The organism is Methyloversatilis discipulorum, assembly GCF_000527135.1.
Taxonomy (GTDB): domain Bacteria; phylum Pseudomonadota; class Gammaproteobacteria; order Burkholderiales; family Rhodocyclaceae; genus Methyloversatilis; species Methyloversatilis discipulorum.
In genome coordinates this window covers 1,899,308-1,917,540 of the sequence record NZ_AZUP01000001.1, presented here as the reverse complement: position 1 = coordinate 1,917,540, position 18,233 = coordinate 1,899,308, and the positions used below count along the sequence as shown (strand labels likewise).

The 18,233-nt window shown below is 65.5% G+C and carries 18 protein-coding genes and 1 tRNA gene; 7 read left to right on the top strand and 12 right to left on the bottom strand.

Annotation, left to right across the window (positions count from 1 at the left end):
* Positions 1–88: 88 nt before the first annotated feature.
* Positions 89–2,203: a TonB-dependent receptor family protein gene (locus tag METFAM1_RS0108790; RefSeq protein WP_019919240.1), complete on the top strand. Its 2,115-nt coding sequence runs from the start codon at positions 89–91 to the stop codon at positions 2,201–2,203.
* 2 nt (positions 2,204–2,205) lie between these two features.
* Positions 2,206–2,724 (top strand): YcnI family copper-binding membrane protein, encoded by a 519-nt coding sequence (locus tag METFAM1_RS0108785; RefSeq protein ID WP_019919239.1) that lies wholly within the window; start codon positions 2,206–2,208, stop codon positions 2,722–2,724.
* 25 nt (positions 2,725–2,749) lie between these two features.
* On the opposite strand, the gene METFAM1_RS0108780 is transcribed toward METFAM1_RS0108785, so the two are convergent.
* Together METFAM1_RS0108780 and METFAM1_RS0108775 are read right to left on the bottom strand one after the other, a co-directional pair.
* Positions 2,750–3,283, bottom strand: a complete 534-nt coding sequence (locus tag METFAM1_RS0108780) for a response regulator transcription factor (RefSeq protein WP_019919238.1) — start codon at positions 3,281–3,283, stop codon at positions 2,750–2,752.
* A complete protein-coding gene (locus METFAM1_RS0108775) occupies positions 3,276–4,574 on the bottom strand; it encodes a sensor histidine kinase (RefSeq protein ID WP_027491041.1) in 1,299 nt (432 codons plus the stop codon). The genes METFAM1_RS0108780 and METFAM1_RS0108775 overlap by 8 nt, the downstream gene beginning before the upstream one ends.
* A 115-nt stretch (positions 4,575–4,689) precedes the next feature.
* Here METFAM1_RS0108775 and METFAM1_RS0108770 point away from each other — a divergent pair, with 115 nt between their 5' ends.
* Positions 4,690–5,178 (top strand): hypothetical protein, encoded by a 489-nt coding sequence (locus METFAM1_RS0108770; protein WP_019919236.1) that lies wholly within the window; start codon positions 4,690–4,692, stop codon positions 5,176–5,178.
* Positions 5,179–5,190: 12 nt separating this feature from the next.
* On the opposite strand, the gene METFAM1_RS0108765 is transcribed toward METFAM1_RS0108770, so the two are convergent.
* The 6 genes from METFAM1_RS0108765 to METFAM1_RS0108740 form a co-directional block, all read right to left on the bottom strand.
* Complete coding sequence (locus METFAM1_RS0108765) at positions 5,191–5,925, bottom strand: FxDxF family PEP-CTERM protein (protein ID WP_019919235.1); 735 nt, start codon at positions 5,923–5,925, stop codon at positions 5,191–5,193.
* A gap of 110 nt (positions 5,926–6,035) precedes the next feature.
* On the bottom strand, positions 6,036–8,237 hold the full coding sequence (locus METFAM1_RS0108760) for a TonB-dependent receptor (RefSeq protein WP_019919234.1): 2,202 nt from the start codon (positions 8,235–8,237) through the stop codon (positions 6,036–6,038).
* 181 nt (positions 8,238–8,418) lie between these two features.
* Positions 8,419–9,123 (bottom strand): PEP-CTERM sorting domain-containing protein, encoded by a 705-nt coding sequence (locus METFAM1_RS0108755; RefSeq protein WP_019919233.1) that lies wholly within the window; start codon positions 9,121–9,123, stop codon positions 8,419–8,421.
* 314 nt (positions 9,124–9,437) lie between these two features.
* Positions 9,438–9,953 (bottom strand): response regulator, encoded by a 516-nt coding sequence (locus METFAM1_RS0108750; protein WP_232419702.1) that lies wholly within the window; start codon positions 9,951–9,953, stop codon positions 9,438–9,440.
* Positions 9,950–10,588: a response regulator gene (locus METFAM1_RS0108745; protein ID WP_019919231.1), complete on the bottom strand. Its 639-nt coding sequence runs from the start codon at positions 10,586–10,588 to the stop codon at positions 9,950–9,952. Before METFAM1_RS0108745 ends, METFAM1_RS0108750 begins: the two co-directional genes overlap by 4 nt.
* A gap of 41 nt (positions 10,589–10,629) precedes the next feature.
* Positions 10,630–10,791, bottom strand: coding sequence for a DUF1328 domain-containing protein (locus tag METFAM1_RS0108740; RefSeq protein WP_024300587.1), 162 nt, complete (start codon positions 10,789–10,791; stop codon positions 10,630–10,632).
* Between the two features lie 122 nt (positions 10,792–10,913).
* Here METFAM1_RS0108740 and METFAM1_RS0108735 point away from each other — a divergent pair, with 122 nt between their 5' ends.
* The gene (locus METFAM1_RS0108735; protein WP_019919229.1) at positions 10,914–12,371 is read left to right on the top strand and encodes a sensor histidine kinase; all 1,458 of its coding nucleotides are present in this window, start codon (positions 10,914–10,916) and stop codon (positions 12,369–12,371) included.
* Between the two features lie 24 nt (positions 12,372–12,395).
* On the opposite strand, the gene proB is transcribed toward METFAM1_RS0108735, so the two are convergent.
* From proB to rplU, 4 genes are all read right to left on the bottom strand, one after another.
* Complete coding sequence (gene proB / locus METFAM1_RS0108730) at positions 12,396–13,511, bottom strand: glutamate 5-kinase (RefSeq protein WP_019919228.1); 1,116 nt, start codon at positions 13,509–13,511, stop codon at positions 12,396–12,398.
* On the bottom strand, positions 13,495–14,586 hold the full coding sequence (gene cgtA / locus METFAM1_RS0108725) for an Obg family GTPase CgtA (protein ID WP_019919227.1): 1,092 nt from the start codon (positions 14,584–14,586) through the stop codon (positions 13,495–13,497). Before cgtA ends, proB begins: the two co-directional genes overlap by 17 nt.
* A 124-nt stretch (positions 14,587–14,710) precedes the next feature.
* Positions 14,711–14,974: a 50S ribosomal protein L27 gene (rpmA, locus tag METFAM1_RS0108720; RefSeq protein ID WP_008057943.1), complete on the bottom strand. Its 264-nt coding sequence runs from the start codon at positions 14,972–14,974 to the stop codon at positions 14,711–14,713.
* 52 nt (positions 14,975–15,026) lie between these two features.
* Positions 15,027–15,338: a 50S ribosomal protein L21 gene (gene rplU, locus METFAM1_RS0108715; RefSeq protein WP_019919226.1), complete on the bottom strand. Its 312-nt coding sequence runs from the start codon at positions 15,336–15,338 to the stop codon at positions 15,027–15,029.
* Positions 15,339–15,489: 151 nt separating this feature from the next.
* Between rplU and METFAM1_RS0108710 the strand changes: the two genes are divergently transcribed.
* From METFAM1_RS0108710 to METFAM1_RS0108700, 3 genes are all read left to right on the top strand, one after another.
* Entirely contained in the window at positions 15,490–16,452 is a 963-nt protein-coding gene (locus tag METFAM1_RS0108710) for a polyprenyl synthetase family protein (RefSeq protein WP_019919225.1), read from the top strand.
* Between the two features lie 68 nt (positions 16,453–16,520).
* Positions 16,521–16,597, top strand: a tRNA-Pro gene (locus METFAM1_RS0108705).
* A gap of 221 nt (positions 16,598–16,818) precedes the next feature.
* Complete coding sequence (locus METFAM1_RS0108700; RefSeq protein ID WP_019919224.1) at positions 16,819–18,156, top strand: site-specific integrase; 1,338 nt, start codon at positions 16,819–16,821, stop codon at positions 18,154–18,156.
* The last annotated feature ends 77 nt before the right edge of the window (positions 18,157–18,233 follow it).

Sequence of the window (18,233 nt, the reverse complement as noted above, 5' to 3'; positions counted from 1 at the left end):
CGCGTGACAGCCTGATCGCCGTCGCGCGTTCCGTGTCGCTGTCCTGCGCCTGCGCGCGGCGCGACGCACTCCATCCGAAAGTACCGTCATGTTCCTGTCGTTCCACGCGACCGCGCCTGCGCGCACGCGTCTCAAGCGTATTCCTCTCGCCCTGGCCGCGCTGGCGGCCGCACCGGCTGTTTTCGCCGACGGCACGCTGCAGTTGCCCGCCGTACGCGTCGAGGCGCGGCGCACCGACGCCGCCACCTTGCCCAGCATCGACGAGGCGCGTGCGGCGCTCGCCCTGACGCCGGGCGGCGCAGCGGTGATCGACGCCGCCAGCTTTCGCGACGCCCGTGTATCGACACTGCAGGACGCGCTGGGTTACAGCGCCGGCGTATTCGTGCAGCCGCGCTTCGGCTCGGAGGAGTCGCGCCTGTCGATCCGCGGCTCCGGATTGCAGCGCACCTTCCACCTGCGCGGCATCAAGTTGATGCAGGACGGCGTGCCGATCAATCTGGCCGACGGTGGGGGCGATTTCCAGGTGCTGGAGCCGCTGGCCACGCGCTACATCGAAGTGTGGCGCGGCGCCAATGCGCTGCAATACGGATCGAGCACGCTGGGCGGGGCGATCAACTATGTATCGCCGACCGGCCACGACGCGCCGGCACTGACGGTGCGCGCCGAGACCGGCGCCTTCGGCTATCTGCGCAGCCAGCTGGCCGGCGGTTTCGCGGCCGGCCGCGTCGATGGCTACTTCAGTGCGACCAGCTTTGCCCAGGATGGCTTCCGCGACCATGCGCGGCAGGACACGCAGCGCGTGGTCGGCAATATCGGCATGCTGCTCGCGCCGTCGCTGGAAACACGCTTCTTCGTGCAGGCCGCGCAGAGCGATTCGGAACTGCCGGGCAACCTGACGCGCGCCCAGCTGCGCGACAACCCGCGCCAGGCGGCCGCCGGCAACATCACCGGCAACCAGAAGCGCGACATCGATCTGTGGCGCGTGTCCAATCGCACCGTCTGGCAGGCGGCCGACGGTCTGCGCTTCGAGCTGTCCGCCTACTACGCCGACAAGGACCTGTTCCACCCGATCTTCCAGGTGCTCGACCAGCGCAGCAAGGACTTCGGCGCCGAACTGCGCATGGTGTCGGACGGTACGCTGGCGGGCCGGCCGAACCGGCTGGTTGCCGGCCTGGCGAGTTCGCGCGGCGACACCGACGACGACCGCTGGGTGAACATCGGCGGCACGCGCGGCGCGCGCACCAACAAGTTCGATACGTCGGCCCGCAACCTCGAAGCCTATGTCGAGGACCAGTTCACCTTCGTGCCGGGCTGGACGGCGGTGGTCGGTACGCAGTACACGAACGCGCGCCGGCGCAGCCGCGACCTGTGCTTTACCGGCGGTCCGCTGGTCTGCGGTGGTGCCGACGAGAGCTTCAGCGGTTCCTACGAGGGCTGGAGCCCGAAGTTCGGCCTTCGCCACGATCTGTCGCCGGCGGTGCAACTGTTCGGCAACGTGTCGCGCAGCTTCGAGCCGCCGTCCTTCGGCGAACTGACCGGTGGCGCCGCGGTGATCGATTCGCTGCGCGCGCAGCGTGCGACCACGTGGGAAGTGGGTGGCCGCGGCAGCTTCGGCTGGGGTGCCGTCGATCTCGCGCTCTACCGTGCCAAGGTGACCGACGAACTGCTGGCCTATTCCTTGAATCTCGGCGGTACGCCGGTCAACACCACGCTGAACGTGCCGCGCACGCTGCACCGTGGTGTCGAGTTCGCCGCCAACGGCCAGTTCGGCGGCGGTTTCGAGTGGCGTCAGGCGCTGCTCTACAACGACTTCCGTTTCGACGATGACGCGCTGTTCGGTGACAACCGCCTGCCCGGCGTGCCGCGCACGCTGTTCCGCGGCGAACTGGGCTACCGCTTCGCCGGTGCGCCGGGCGGTCCGCTGAAGGTGGCGGTGAATGCCGAGTGGTCGCCGCAGCGCTATGCGGTGGACATGGCGAATACCGAATTCGCCGACGACTACGCCATCTTCGGCCTGCGGCTGCAGCAGCAGCTCGGCCGTCAGCTGTCCTGGTTCATCGAGGGACGCAATCTCGGTGACCGCCGTTATGCCGCCACCACCAGTGTGGTGCGCGATTTCAGTGCGCTGGCCGCCGGTGCGCGCAACGTCTACCTGCCGGGTGACGGCCGCGCCGTCTATGCCGGCATCGAATGGAGGATGTAAGGATGAAGATCAGGATCTGCGCACTGGCGCTGCTTGCCGCCCCCGTCGTCGCCAATGCGCACGTCGTGCTCGAACAGCAGGTGGCGACCGCCGGCAGCTACTACAAGGGCGTGTTCCGTGTCGGCCACGGCTGCGAAGGCTCGGCCACCACCGAAGTGACGGTGACGCTGCCCGAGCCGATGGCCAGCGTGAAGCCGATGGTGAAGCCGGGCTGGACGGTCAGCACGCGCAGCGAGAAGCTGGCGCAGCCGCTGATGAACCACGGCAAGCCGGTCACTGACGCCGTGGTCGAGGTGAGCTGGCGTGGTGGCCCGCTGGCCGACGCCCACTACGACGAGTTCGTGTTGATGATGAAGTTGCCCGACGCGGCGGGACGCCGCTGGTTCAAGGTGAAGCAGCTGTGCGAGCAGGGCGTGAACGACTGGTCGCAGATTCCCGCCGAGGGGCAGACCACGCGTGACCTGAAGATGCCGGCCGCGGTGCTCGACATCCAGCCTGCTGCGGGTCACGCACACCACTGAGGGCGCGCGGCCGCGCCCGGCCCGGTCAGGCCTTGACCGGGCGCTTCATCAGCTTGCGCTGCAGCGTCCGGCGGTGCATCTTCAGCGCGCGCGCGGTGGCGGAAATGTTGCCGTCGTGCTCCTTCAGCACACGCTGGATGTGCTCCCATTCGAGGCGTCCGACCGACAGCGGCTCGGCGTCGAGCATGTCGTCGGCAGGTGAGCTCACCACGCAATCGAAGGCCGACAGGATGGCGTCGACCTCTACCGGCTTGGCCAGATACTGAAAGGCGCCCAGCTTGATCGCATCGACCGCGGTGGCGATGCTCGCGTAACCGGTCAGCACGACGATGCGCAGTTCGGGCAGTGCGTCGAGCAGCGGCCGGACGAGGGACAGGCCGGACGTGCCATTCAGGTTCAGGTCGAGCACGACGCGGGCGGGTTTCTGCCGCGCTGCCACGGCAAGCGCAGTGGCGGGGTCGGTGCACCCATGGGCGTCCAGCCCGCGCCGGCGCAGTGCATTCACCAGCACCGCGTTGAAGGTTTCGTCATCGTCGATGACCAGTATCGATTCAGACATGAAGTCCTATGCGTGCGAGAGGCAGCCGGATGGTCGCTCGTGCGCCACCGGTCCAGGGATTGTCCAGTTCGAGTCTGCCACCCATGCGTTCCAGGCTGGCGGTGGCCAGCAGCAGGCCGATGCCGCTGCCCTGGGCGTCGTCACCGAAGGTCTGGCGTCCGGCCTTGCGCAGCACGTCCTCTGAAAAGCCCGGTCCGCTGTCGCGTAACTCGATGCGCACTTCCTCGGCATTCCAGTCGAGTGCCAGGTCGACCGGCGCACCGGCACGCAACGCGTTGTCGAGCAGGCTGACCACAGCCTGGCCCAGCGTCGGCTCGATCACGATGACCGGCGGTTCGCCGCTACCGAGCAGCGTGAAGGTGGAGTCGCAGTCACCGCGCAGGCTGCGCCATGCGGCGTGCAGACCTTCCAGCCAGGCGTCGCAGCGCATCGACTCTGCGCCTTCGCTGCGCTGGTCGCCGGCCTGCTCGGTCAGGCGCGTGATGATGCGCTTGCAGTAGGCGATCTGTTCGCGCATCAGTTTCAGGTCCGCCGCCGCGGTCGTATCCGCCGGCGCCTCGCGCTCCATCTCGCCGACCAGCACGGCCAGCGTGGCCAGCGGTGAACCGAGCTCGTGTGCAGCCCCCGCCGCCAGCGCGCCGAGTGCCAGCACGCGTTCGTCGCGATAGGTCTGTTCGCGAGCGCGCGCCAGTTCGGCGTCGCGCCGGCGCAGTGCGTCGGTCGTGCGCATCACGAACCAGGCCAGCATGGCGGCCGACACGACGAAGGTGAGCCACATGCCGGACAGGTGCAGCGCGGTCGCGCGCCGGGCATCGCCCAGTTCGAGCGGAATGAACCGCACCATCAGTACCGAGTAGAGCAGGATGGCCAGTGCGGCGATCGCCAGCACCGCGCCGCGCGACAGCAGCAGCGCCGACAGCACCACCGGAAGCAGCAGCATGAACACCAGCGGATTGGTGGCGCCGCCGCTGAAATAGAGCAGCGACGCGAAGGCGAGCAGATCTACGCAGAGCTGCAGCAGACAGGCGGTGGCATCCGGCGTGCCGGCGCTCCGGTTCAGCTGCCAGTGCATGAGGCCGTTCCACAGGCCGACCGCGGCGAGAATGGCCAGCATCGGCTCCTGCGGCAGCGGCAGGTCGAGCAGTCCGGGGGCGATGACCAGCATCGACAGCAGTGCGCCCAGCGCCCACCAGCGCGCTCTGATCAGCCCCGGAAGCAGTCGGTCGTGCGGCCGCGCTGGCGATTGTGCGGGCAGCGGTGCGGATGGCAAGGCAGTGCTGTGAGGGGGCATGCGTTCAGTCTATGGATTCGCTGCGGGCGCTTCAATCGATGCACATGCCCGCGCTGACGGCGCCTGATGCACACTCACCGTTTTCGACACGCCTTGCTCCTGGATCGCGCACCGCATGAAGCCCGCCCTGATTCGACAGTCGTTGCCGCATGTGCTGATCGTGGCGCTGCTGATCGGCATCGTGATCGTCGGCAGCCGGCGCAACTTCATGGAGGACGCCGTGCCGCGCGTGCTCGCGTCGCCGCCCTGCCGGCTGGACCACGGCCCCTGCCGCGTGGCGCTCGACCGCGGAGGGTGGCTGGAGCTGACGGTGACGCCGCGTCCGGTCCCGGCCGGTACGCCCTTCGTCGCGTCGCTGGCACTGAACGATGTGGATGTCCGCCAGGTCGAGCTCGAGTTCGAGGGCACGGACATGAATATGGGGCTGTTCAGGCAGGTACTGGCGCAACGGCTGACCGGTGGCTTCGAGGCGAGCGTCACCCTGCCCATCTGCGCCACCGGCGCGATGCGCTGGCGTACCCGCCTGGTGGTGCATACAGCGGGCGAGACGCTGATCGCGCCTTTCGACCTCACCACCGGCGAGCCGTCGCGCGCCGGTGGTTGACGGGGCGTCTGGTCAGCATCCGCTGCGACGGCGGACGGCGAGGCCGAGCAGCCCGAGACCGGACAGCAGCAGCGCATAGGTTTCGGGTTCGGGTACGGCGGCGACCGCCAGCGTGGCCGTCATGCCGTAGGTCGGGCGCATCGCATCCAGTTGCGACACGTAGTTCACGCCGCCGACGAAGATGCTGTAGTCGCCGGCACCCAGTTCGAAACTACCGGTCACGAAGCCATCGAGATCGCTGTCGGCTGCATAGCCGCGGAAGGTAAACACCGACAGCGGGTCGCCGGCGTCATTGCCGATCTTCCAGTCGTTCAATGCGCGGAATGCGCCTTCCTTCGGGGCGCCATCGAGCGACGACAGATAGGCCACGGTGGCCGCCGCACCGTCGTGGTCCGCGCCGAACGGCGCCAGGTGGGCCAGTCCCTGGTAGATCGAGAAGCCGGGCAGCAGTCCGCCCACCGAGGTGGCGGTCGCGCCCGCGTTCGCGGCAACGCTGAAGGTGACGGTAGTGGTCGTGGTCAGCGAGAAGCGGAAGGCGCGCAGCCGGTGCGAGTCGCCGAAGTCGGCGTCGAGGCCGTCGGCCCAGCCGTAATTGCCGGACACGCTCTGATTGGCGATGGTGACGCTGCCTCCGGCGGCATCGAAGCTGCCGAAATCGCGGCCTCCGTAGCCGATATGCGCCTCGGCGGCGAGTGGCAGTGCGAGGGTGAACGCGACGGCGAACGTCAGGGATTGCGGGCGGACCATGTCATGTCTCCTTTTTGTCATGAGCGCGGATGCGACTCGGTGGCGCGCATTAGAGCGAACTCGACACGCCGGCGGAATGCGGCAAATCGTCGCGCCGGCGTCCGCTGCGACTAGAAACTCAGGTTGAGCGCGACATTCAGCGATCGCGCCCGGCCGGGAACCGACATGCCCCAGGGGATGCCAGCAGTGGTCATCGAATTGCCCTGGCCGAGATAGGCGCCGCCCAGCGGCAGCAGGTAGAACTTGTTCAGCGCGTTCTCCAGCGCGAGGTCGAGGCGGCCGTTCTTCCACGCGAAGCTGCTGCGCAGGTTGAGCAGCGTATAGCCCGGGGTCTGCACCTCGTTTCTGACCCGCGACACCTCATCCTTGGCTGAAACCGAGTGCACTTCGAGGGTGTTCGTCCACCGCTGCGAGCGGTGCTCCAGCGCGATCTTCGCGTTCAGCGGCATGATGTGATAGAGCTTGTCGCCGGTGCTCAGGTTACGGCCGTCGACGTAGCTCGCCATGCCGTTCAGGTAGAGCTTGCCGATGTCTGCATGCTGTGCGATCAGTGTCGAACCGGACAGGTCGACGCCCTGCAGCATCGCCCGCTGATTCACGTACTGCAGGATGACGTAGCGATCATCAGCATTGCTGTTCAGCGCGTTGCACTGGGCGCTGAGCGCGCGTGGGCAGCGCTGCGCGTCGATGTAGTCGTCGACATAGGTGGCGTGGCCGGACAGCTTGAAGTCCCAACGCTCCTTGCCTTCGTCGTGCCAGTGCGCGCTCGCACTCGCGGTGTAGGCCACTTCGGGCTTCAGGTGAGGGTTGCCGAGGTAGGCGTTGCCGTCGCCGACGAAGTTGTTCATCAGGGCGGCCATCGGAAAGGTCGACCACGGGTAGCGTTCGTACAGGCTGGGCGAGCGCGTCTTGCGCGCGATGCCGGCCTCGTAGCTCTGCCGGGCATCGGGCGTGTAGCGGACCAACGCTGTCAGGTCGAGGTGCGTGTCGTTCCGGCTGCGGTCGCGCTGGTTGAAGCGGGCGGCGTCGGCTGCATAGAAGTTGCTGTAGCCCTGCACCCTGTCCGCGTCCGAGTGCACCAGACCGCCGCGGATGCCGAACAGGGTGAGCCAGGCCGCGTTCCATCCGGTTTCCAGTTCGGTGAATACACCGATACGATCGCGCTTGCCGTTGCGGATGTTCTGGAAATCGTCGCAGCACATGGCGCCCGGCGCGAGGCCGATCGGTGGCCACCAGTCGTCGAGCCGGTACTGCTGGAAGTCGGTACCGATGCGCAGCAGATGTTCCGGGCTCAACGGAATGCTCGCCTTCAGCAGGCCGCCCAGCGTGCTCGCGTCCGACTTCATCGGCATGAACATGCCGAAGAAGCGGTCCTGGTTCAGATCCATGTGGTGCGCCACGGTCTGCCGGAACAGGCGCGCTTCGAGTTCGCCCCAGGCGTGCTGTCCGAGGTAGCGCAGGTTGATGGTCCGGTTCACGTTCGACGGTGTGTTCTCCGCAATGACGTAATTGCCCGGATTGGCGGGATCCGGCCGGCTGAAGATCATGTCCATGCGCTGATTCGGAAAGCCCTGGTAGTCGAGCTTCTGTTCGCTGTAGGTCAGGTGAAGGACGCTGTTCGACGACCACGCGAGGCCCAGACCGACCTCCCTGTTCTTCGATCCGGCATAGCCGCTCGATGCGACCTCGCGCTCCGCGACCGGGCGCTGACCGAGCTGCTTCCAGAAGCCTTCCTTCTTGAAATCACCCGCCGTCCGGTAGTTGTCGGACTCGCTGGCGGATTCGCTGTAGCGCACGCTCAGCTGTGTGCTGGCAATCGACAGGTCCACGCTGTGGCCGCGGGCGTTGCCGTTGCTGCGGAAGAAGGTGCCGACCTTCGCTTCGGTCAGCGTTTCGTTGTCGGACGCGGCGAACTTCGGGCGCGCGGATCTGATCTGTATCGCGCCGCCGATGCTGTCGCCTCCTTCGCTGACCGGCGTGATGCCGGCGTAGACAGCGACTGTCTCGACCTTGCTCGGGTCGATCAGCGAAAGCGCCGGATTCATGTGGTTGGGGCAGGCGGACATCAGGTCCATGCCATCGACGGTGATCTTCAGACGTTCGTCGGCCAGGCCGCGAATCGACGGCAGACTGGAAATGCCGCCTGCGCCGTAGGTCGACACGCCTGGAATGCCCTCGAGCAGCCGCGCCGTGTCGCTGCTGCTCGAGCGCAGCGCATCAAGCGCGGAAGAGGGCAGCGTCGTCACACCGACCGGACTTTCGTCGCGCGCACCCTCGACCCGGATGGGGGCAAGCGGAGTCGGCGCCGGCATGGGTCCGGACTGAGCGGAGACACTGATCGGAAGCAGGGCCGGGCAGGAACCCAACAGCAGGATTGCGAGGCGCGACCGCGGTCGCGAACAGGAAGAGTTCATGTGCTGAGAAATGGCAGAAAGGCGGCGAGGTGGGCGCCTCGCCGCCTTCCGGGGGCCGGATCGTCGGTCGACGACGTCGTCAGATCGCCCGGCGACGACGCGCGATCGCGCCGATCGCGGTCAGGCCGGCCAGCATCAGGCCCCAGGTTTCGGGTTCCGGCACTGCTGCGGTGATGGTTTGCGAAAGCGGGTATCCACTCATCGTGCCTTCGGCGCCGTATCCGGCCACGCTGGTGCCGGTCATGCACACGGCACCCATCATGCCGCCGGCGGCGCAGTCGGCGTAGGCCAGCTTGTTGATCTGGGCCTGAGTCAGTGCGGCGAGCGGATCGTCGGGAATGAAGATGAGTGCGTAGGCGTTGCCCGGATTGTTTCCGGCCGACGGAAAGCCGTAGTAGACACCGCCCGCAGCGACGCCCGAGGCGGGCGACCAGCCATTGCCGCCGGCGCCGGTCCAGAAGGTGTTGGTGCTGGCGTTCCTGAACGCGGCGGCGAAGGTGCCGCCGAGCGCTGCGTCATACCACGACACCAGCTGATGATCGAGCGACAGCCAGGTCATTCCGCCACCCATCATGCCGGTCATCGATTCGCTCAACTGGCCTTGCAGGTTCGTGACCGTACGCGTCGCGGCGTCGTAGTCGAAGCTGCCGGTGAAAATGGTGTTGTTCGGCTGCGTGTCGGGTTCGTACCACGTGGTGACCACGTCGTAGCTGGTTGCCGCGTGGGCGACGGTCATGCCGGCCGACAGCGCGAGCGCGACGCCGAAATTCAGAAAGCGGTTCATGCATCTCGTCCTCGTAGATGCCTGCAGTCGAGGCGAATGCAGGCGGATTTCAGGCGACGAGGGTTGCTCAGGCATCGCGACGCGGACCTTGTGAGGCCACGTGCGTCGCCTCAGCTACGCAACGTCCGGGACGGGATTGTGCTGCATCGAAACCGTGGAATTTCAGGGTGCGACACTATGCCGCAGCGCGCCCGTCGAAACGGAACGCCGATGACTTCGGCATGAAATGAGGGGTGCGGAGATGCTCGACGGGCCGAGTACGAAACTCACCGCAGCGACCATCGTCAATCTTTTGGGGAGGGCGCGAAGAGCGCTCAGCGCAGGCCTTCGAGCAGTTCGGCGACGCGTTCGAATTCGCTCGACTTGTCGAGGAAGTGATGGGCGCCCAGCGCCAGACTGCGCGCGCGCATGGCCGCGGTGTTGCTGTTGGTCAGCACGATGGCGAGCAGGTCGGGATGATTCAGCTTCAGGTGCTGCAGCACGCCGAATCCGCTGCCCTCGCGCAACTGCAGGTCCACCACCACCGCGTCGAAGCGACCGACACGCAAGGCGGTCAGCGCGTCGGCTTCGGTATCGACCTCGCCACAGACGACGACGCCCTCACTGTCCTCAAGCAGCGTCACCAGGTGCTTGCGGATCAGCAGCGAGTCCTCGACCAGCAGCACGCGCAGTGGGCGCGGGCGGGCGAGCGGAGGAGTGGCGGACGACGGATGCGGTTGCACGGCTCTGTGCGCTTCGTAGTCGGTGGAGCGATAGGGATTGGAGTGCGTACCAAGTATCTCACCGCCTTGCGGCGCCGGATGTAGGTGCGAGCCGACAGACGTACTCATTCGATCAAACCATTCTTCAGCGCGTAGTAGGTCAGTTCCGCATTGCTCTTCAGGTTCAGCTTGGTGAGCAGACGGCTGCGGTAGGTGCTGACGCTCTTCACGCTGATGAACAGTTCGTCGGCAATTTCGGTGACCGACTTGCCGGTCGCCAGCTTGTGCAGCACCTGGAACTCGCGTTCCGACAGCTGCTGGTGCGCCGGGGCGTCGGCGTCGCCGCTCAGGCGCTGCGTCAGCAGGTCGGCAACGGTGTCGCTCACGTAGCGACGGCCACGCAGCACGGTGCGGATGGCGGTCAGGATGTCGTCCACGTCGGCATCCTTGCGGATGTAGCCGTTGGCACCGGCGCGCAGCATGTTCAGCGCGTACTGTTCTTCGGCGTAGGCACTGATGATGAGCACCGGCAGATCGGCGCGGTGCGTACGCAGCAGGCGCAGCGTGTCCATGCCGTCGCGGTCGGGCATCGAAATGTCGAGCAGCAGCACGTCGAAGTCCTGCTGACGCAACAGGGTGAGCGTTTCGGCACTGGTCGACGCTTCGGCGCCGACTTCGAGGTCGGCTTCGGCATTGATCAGCTGGCGCAGGCCGTTGCGCACGATCTGGTGGTCGTCGGCGAGAAGTACGCGTTTCTTTTGCATGATGGCGTGGTCGTCGTGGAAGGCTTTGCGGATTATCCGCCTCAGCGCTTGAACAGTCCCACCACGAAGGAGGCGATTGTCAGCGCGAGGAATACGAAGAACAGGATCTTGGCGATGCCGGCCGCGCTTGCGGCGAGGCCGCCGAAGCCGAACAATGCCGCGATCAGCGCAACGATGAAGAAGATAAGGGCATAGTGAAGCATGACAGCCTCCTTGATGAACACGAACAGGGCCGACACGGGCGGCGTTGCCAGCGTGCGTGATCGAATCCTAGGCGGGGCGGCCGATACGGGCTGTCGTCCGCGCCATGGCGGGGGCGTCGGACATGTCTGACGCGGAACGCCCGGTGAAGGCGGCAGCGCGGCATCGCGCCATCGTCGAAGGGTTGTCGCGCGCGGCGCGCAAGGCCGGTTCCGCGACCGACGGTGCGGAACGTCTGACCGACAGCCTGCTGATGCGGCTGGCGCGCTTCCGCTGGGGGGCGCTGCTGGTGGTGCTGATCGGCGTGGCTTTCGCCGCGGTGTCCGAAATCACCTTCCAGGGCATGCAGCGCGAACGCGAGGAAATCGATGCTTCGCGCCTGTCGCTGGCGGCGCTGAACAATCTGGTCTACGACAATGCGCAGGGGGTGGCCACCGAGGCACGCTACACCGAGGAGCCGTCGCCCGATCATCTGGCGCAGCATCTGGCTACGGTGCAGCGGCTCGCCGAGGCGGGCACCCACGTGCTCGGCTGGGCTGCTCGCCGGGGCATAGACGAAGAGCGCATCGCCGTCGTCAAGCGCCTGACCGCAGCGGAAGCCGAGGAGCTGAAGCGGCTGCGGGCGCTGCCGCCGGAGGCGAGCCCGGTCGAGGTGATGGATGCCTTCCTGCCGCCGGTGGTGGACCAGAACGAACTGCGCGAAGCGCTCGAACCGCTGGTGCGCACCGAGCGTGCCTACCTGGAAGAGCAGATGACGCTGCTCGGTGAGGAGATCGAACGCCAGCGCGCCGCGGCCATCGTCGTCATCGCCATCGGCGTGCTGATGCTCATCCTGCTATTGCGTGCCTATGCGATGCGCAGCCAGGCGGAAGCGCAGATCGCCGACCGCCTGAGGGCGGCGCGCGACGAGCTCGACGCGCTGGTGCGGGTGCGCACCGAAGAGCTGTCGGAGCTGGCCAGCCACCTGCAGACCGAAGCCGAGCGGCAGAAATCGGCGCTGGCGCGCGAACTGCACGACGAACTGGGATCCATCCTGACCGCCAGCCGGATGGAGGCGTCGATGCTGCTGCGCCGGGCGCGCAAGCAGGACAGTCCGGACGTCGAGTCGCTGTCGCGCGTCTGCGAAATCCTGGAGCAGGGCGTGCAGATCAAGCGGCGCGTGATCGAAGGTCTGGTGCCGACCGTGCTGACCCATCTGGGCCTGTTGCCTGCGCTCGAATCGCTGGCTGAAGAGACGCGCGCTTCAGCGCCGTTCACGGTCGACCTGGAACTGCCGGAGGCGCTGGAGCTGGATCGGGACAGGGCGATCGCGATCTACCGCGTCGCGCAGGAAGCGCTGACCAACATCAGGAAGCACGCGCAGGCGACCGAGGTGCGCATCGCGTTGACGGTCGATGGGCCGACTGTCCGGCTGGAAATCCGCGACAACGGTGTCGGCATCGCTGCCACGGCGCGCGGCAAGACCGGTTCGCACGGCCTGCTCGGCATGAAATATCGCGCCGATGCGCTGGGTGGCCGCTTCGCCATCGGTCCGGCGCCGGAGCACGGCACCTTGCTCGAATTCGCGCTGCCGCTGGCGTGAAACCGACGCACCCGGCCGGGTGCGTCAGGCGAGAACCATGTTGTCGCGGTGGATCAGTTCCGGCTCGTCGACGTAACCGAGCAGTGCCTCGATATCGGTCGACGGGCGACGCGCGATGCGCCGGGTTTCCGATGCCGAGTAGTTGATCAGCCCGCGCGCCAGTTCGCGGCCCGCACTGTCGCGGCAGGCGACGACCGCACCGCGTTCGAACTGGCCCTGCACCTCGGTCACGCCGATCGGCAGCAGGCTGCGACCCTCGCCCAGCGCCTTCACCGCACCTTCGTCCAGTATCAGCGTACCCGCCAGCTGCAGATGATCCGCCAGCCATTGCTTGCGCGCAGCCAGCGGCGTGTTGCCGGCCTTCAGGAAGGAGCCGAGTGCTTCGCCGCGCACCAGACGCAGCAGCACGTCCGGCTCGCGGCCGCTGGCGATCACCGTGTCGGCACCGCTGCGCGCGGCACGGCGTGCGGCACGCACCTTGGTGATCATGCCGCCACGCGAAATGCCGGTGCCGGCACCGCCGGCCATCGACTCGAAGCGCGGGTCGTCGGCTTCGCCTTCGCTGATCAGCGTGGCGGACGGATCCTTGCGCGGGTCGGCGGTGTAGAGGCCGCTCTGGTCGGTCAGGATGACGAGGCAGTCCGCTTCGGTCAGATTGGCGACCAGCGCACCCAGCGTGTCGTTGTCGCCGAACTTGATCTCGTCGTAGACGACGGTGTCGTTCTCGTTGATCACCGGCACCACGCCGAGCTCCATCAGCGTGGACAGGGTCGAGCGGGCATTCAGGTAGCGGGTGCGATCGGCCAGGTCTTCGTGCGTCAGCAGGATCTGTGCGCTGGCCAGACCGTACTGCGAGAAGGCGCCTTCGTAGGCCTGGGCCAGACCCATCTGGCCGACGGCGGCAGCGGCCTGCAGTTCGTGCATCGCGCTCGGCCGGGTGCTCCAGCCCAGGCGTTGCATGCCGGCCGCAATGGCGCCCGACGACACCAGCAGCACTTCGCGCCCTTCGGAGCGCAATGCGGCGATCTGGCGCGCCCATTCCTGCAGCGCGCCGAGGTCCAGTCCGGCGCCGTTATTGGTGACCAGCGCGCTGCCGACCTTGACGATCAGCCGCTTCGCATTCTCAAGGCGCGTTCTCATCGCCCGCTCCATCGCCGGCCTCGCCAGCGTCCAGATTGCGCACGTCCGGCTCCGGTTCAGGCGGCGGACGGGTCGCTTCCACGTGATCCATGATGGCGTAGCACAGACCGTCACAGCCCTGACGTGTCATCGCCGAAATGCTGAACGCACGTTCGGCGCCGAAGGCCTCGACGAAATCACGTACGCGCTGTTCGCGTTCTTCCTCGGGAATCAGGTCGATCTTGTTCAGCACCAGCCAGCGCGGCTTCTGGTACAGGGACTCATCGTAGCGACGGAGCTCCTCGACGATGGCGCGCGCGTCATGCAGCGGGTCGGCTTCCGGGTCGAAGGGGGCCAGATCGACCAGGTGCAGCAGCAGGCGGGTGCGCTGCAGATGGCGCAGGAACTGGTGACCCAGACCGGCGCCTTCAGCCGCACCTTCGATCAGGCCCGGAATGTCGGCGATGACGAAGCTGCGCGAATCATCGACCCGCACGACGCCGAGGTTGGGCGCCAGTGTGGTGAAGGGATAGTCGGCGACCTTGGGTCGTGCGGCAGACACGGCCCGGATGAAGGTGGACTTGCCCGCATTCGGCATGCCGAGCAGGCCGACATCGGCCAGCACCTTCAGTTCGAGCTTCAGTTCGCGTCGCTCGCCGGCTTCGCCGGGCGTGGTCTGGCGCGGCGCGCGGTTGGTACTCGACTTGAAATGCAGGTTGCCCAGACCGCCGCGGCCGCCCTTGGCAATCAGCGCGCGGGCGCCGTCGTGGTCGAGGTCGGCGATCACTTCGCCGGTTGCCAGATCGGTGATCGTGGTGCCGACCGGCATGCGCAGTTCGCGGTCGTCGCCACCCTTGCCGTAGCAGTCGGCGCCGCGACCGTTCTCGCCGCTTGCGGCGCGGAACATGCGCGTATAGCGGAAATCGATCAGCGTATTCAGGTTGCGGTCGGCGACTGCCCAGATGCTGCCGCCGCGGCCGCCGTCGCCGCCGTCCGGACCGCCGAACGGAATGAATTTTTCGCGGCGGAACGAGGCCGAGCCATTGCCGCCATCGCCGGCGATGACCTCTATCTTCGCTTCGTCAAAGAATTTCATTTCGCTTCACGCGTGCCTGGAGTGACTGGAATATCGAATGCTTGCTTGGTGCCGTCGCTTGCGCAGGCGGCAGAAACAAAAAGCCCTGCCTCGCGGGCAGGGCTTCGGTTCAGGCGAGCCGGAATCAGGCTGCAGCCGGAACGATGGTGACCACGCGACGGCGGTTTGCACCCTTGACGACGAACTGCACAACGCCGTCAATCTTGGCGAACAGCGTGTGGTCCTTGCCCATGCCGACGTTGTCGCCGGGGTGGAACTCGGTGCCGCGCTGACGCACGATGATGCTGCCTGCCGAAATCAGCTGACCGCCATAGCTCTTGACGCCAAGGCGTTTCGATTCTGAGTCGCGGCCGTTACGCGTACTGCCGCCGCCTTTTTTGTGTGCCATTTGATGCTCTCCTGGATACGCTCAGCCACGCTCAGCGCATTTTTCAACATTCTCAGCCGTTGATGGCTTCGATGCGCAGTTCGGTGTAGTTCTGACGATGACCTTGATGCTTCTGGTAGTGCTTGCGACGGCGCATCTTGAAAATCGTCACCTTCTTGTGGCGCCCTTGAGTGAGCACCGTTGCACGAACGCTGGCACCGGCAACCAGGGGCGCACCGATCTTGACCGATTCGCCCTCACCGACCATCAGAATCTGGTCGATCACGATTTCCGAGCCCACATCCGCAGGTATCTGTTCTACCTTGATTTTTTCGCCAGCGGCAACGCGATACTGCTTGCCACCGGTTTTTATGACCGCGTACATGTGTAACCCCAGTAAGGTTTAAGGGAATCCACAACTATATCCGAGACGCTGGCTTTTTGTCAAAGGCTGCGAAACATCAACGGCTTGACGGGTTTTCGCGCGCTGCTACCATCCGCGTTTTTCCGCGTCCGGCAGCACTTCCTTGTCTTCAATGAACCGTCTTTACAGCCTGATTGCGGACGACATGCGCGCGCTGGATGGCGTCATCCGCGAGCGCCTGCACTCGGACGTCGTGCTGGTGCGCCAGGTGGCCGAGTACATCATCGGTGCCGGCGGCAAGCGGCTGCGTCCTGCACTGGTGCTGCTGACCTCCGGCGCATGCGGCTATTCCGGGCAGCATCGTACCGAACTGGCCGCCGTGGTCGAGTTCATCCACACCGCGACGCTGCTGCACGACGACGTGGTGGATGAGTCGGAACTGCGCCGTGGCGCCAAGACCGCCAATGCGCTGTTCGGCAACGCCGCCTCGGTGCTGGTCGGCGACTTCCTCTACTCGCGCGCCTTCCAGATGATGGTGTCGGTCGGCAGCATGCGCGTGCAGGCCGTGCTGGCCGAGGCGACCAACATCATTGCCGAGGGCGAGGTGCTGCAGTTGCTGAACTGCCACGATGCCGACGTAGACGAAGACCGCTATCTGCAGGTCATCCGCTACAAGACGGCCAAGCTGTTCGAGGCGGCCAGCCGCCTCGGCGCCATGCTGGCCGGCGTCGACGCCGACATCGAAGAACGTTTCGCACGTTTCGGCATGCACTTGGGAACTGCGTTCCAGCTGGTCGATGACATCCTCGATTACTCGGGCGACGAAGGTTCGATCGGCAAGAACCTCGGCGACGATCTGGCCGAGGGCAAGCCCACGCTGCCGCTGATCCACGTGATGAAGAACGGGACGCCGGAGCAGGTTGTCGTCGTCCGGCATGCCATCGAGGAGGGTGGGCGCGACGACTGGGCCGACGTGCTGAAGGCGGTGGTGGACAGCGGCGCGCTTGAGGTCGCCCGCGTCCGCGCGAGGGAGGAAGCCGAACTGGCGCGCGCGGAACTGGCCGGACTGCAGGCGAATGAATACCTGCAGAGTCTGCTCGATCTCGCAACGTTTGCAGTCGAGAGAAAGTTCTAGTAAAGTGCGCGCCTCGTTGCTTACGGCAACGGGCACGACGAGCTGCCTCGGTAGTTTGCTGTGAGGTTCGGGGAATAGCTCAGCCTGGTAGAGCACTGCGTTCGGGACGCAGGGGCCGGAGGTTCGAATCCTCTTTCCCCGACCAAGAATCCCGCAAGAAAGCCACCTTCCGAGGTGGCTTTTTTGTTTTGGAATCAAGGGTTTGTGGGCCAGTACCCTCAACTCTCTGCGTCCCAGTGGCACATCAATTCCAGGGTAAATGTGCCACTTTTGTGCCACTCGGCCACAAAACCCGCCTGCGCGTGCGGTTCGAGGCTAAACCCGGTTTCTAGACAGAGCTCCTTCCACTTTTTTGGAGCAGCTCGCATGTCCATCATCAACCGTTCTGCCTGGGTCGTTCACGTCCCCCGAAAACCCGCGCATACGCGCGAATTCTCTTTTACGAAAACGGATGCGGCGCAGGCCTACTGTCAGCAGCTTCGCGCCGCCGGCCTGGATGCGCGCCTCACTCAGCTCGAAAACTCCTGGCAACTGCGCCTGCGCTACGCGCACAACTCCTTTGTGCAAACCTTCGATTCACGCGAGGAGGCGGAAAAGACCCAGAAAAAGATCGAGGCCGACCGCGCGCTCTCGATTTTTCGTGATTACACCGCAGCGGCCCGCATCACTGTGCGCGAGCTGATGGAGCGTTACCGAGACGAGATCGTGCCTGCACACAAGGGCGCAGAGTCCGAAACTTACCGGATCAATCGGCTTCTTCGCGACGAAGAGTTCGTCGAAAAGCCCCTCTCGGCGCTCACGACCGAAGATCTTCAGGACTTCATCACCGAGCGTCTCACCGAAGTCGCGCCCAGCACCGTCGATCGCGAGATCGATGTCATTTCGCAGATCCTCAGATATGCGAGCGACGTCTGGAAGATCGCGCCCAGCGAGAGCCCGCTGCAGGGACTGCGCCGCCCCAAGTACTTCAACGAGCGTGACCGCCGTTTGTCTGCCAACGAAGAAAGGGCACTTTTCGAGGCGATTCAGGAAGTCGATCGGGAGTATCTCGAGGCGGTCCTCATCGTCGCGCTGTGCACAGCGATGCGCCGCAGCGAAATCCTTGGGCTTACGTGGTCTAACGTCGATCTGGAAAGGCGCTCAGCGCACCTCCCCGCCACAAAAAACGGACGGTCGCGTGATGTGCCTCTTTCAGCGCGTGCGGTGGCTGTCCTCGCAGCCCTGCCTCGGGTGTCCGAGAAAGTCTTTGAGATTGGCGAGTACTCCGTAAAGAAGAACTTCGTCCTTGCCTGCAAAAGGGCCGGATTGAACGACCTGCACTTTCATGACTTGCGGCACGAAGCCATCAGCCGATTCGCCGAGTCCGGCAAGTTCGGATTGCTCGATCTGCAAGCGATCAGCGGACATCGGGACACTCGGATGCTCTTGCGTTACACGCATCTGTGCGTCCAGCAACTCGCTCACAAGATGGACGAGATCCCGACGCAGGACATCGATTATGTCCACAAGGGGCGCAGACGTCGCGCGCGGCTCCGTATCGAAGGGGCGATTCAGTCTTGGCGAATGTATGCGTTCCATGACTGTGCAGCGCCGAGCGTTATCGGGGCCGCCTGCGCGTCCGCCAGGACCACGGAAAAAAGACAGAGAGAGGAAACAAAAAGCGAGCGCTTCATGGGACGAGGTCACAGTGCAAACCTGGTCTAGCCATCCGCCTTATCTCGATTGCGAAGATCTGTGTCTCTCATCCGAAAAGATGGTTGATTTCAAGGGGTGCATGTGGT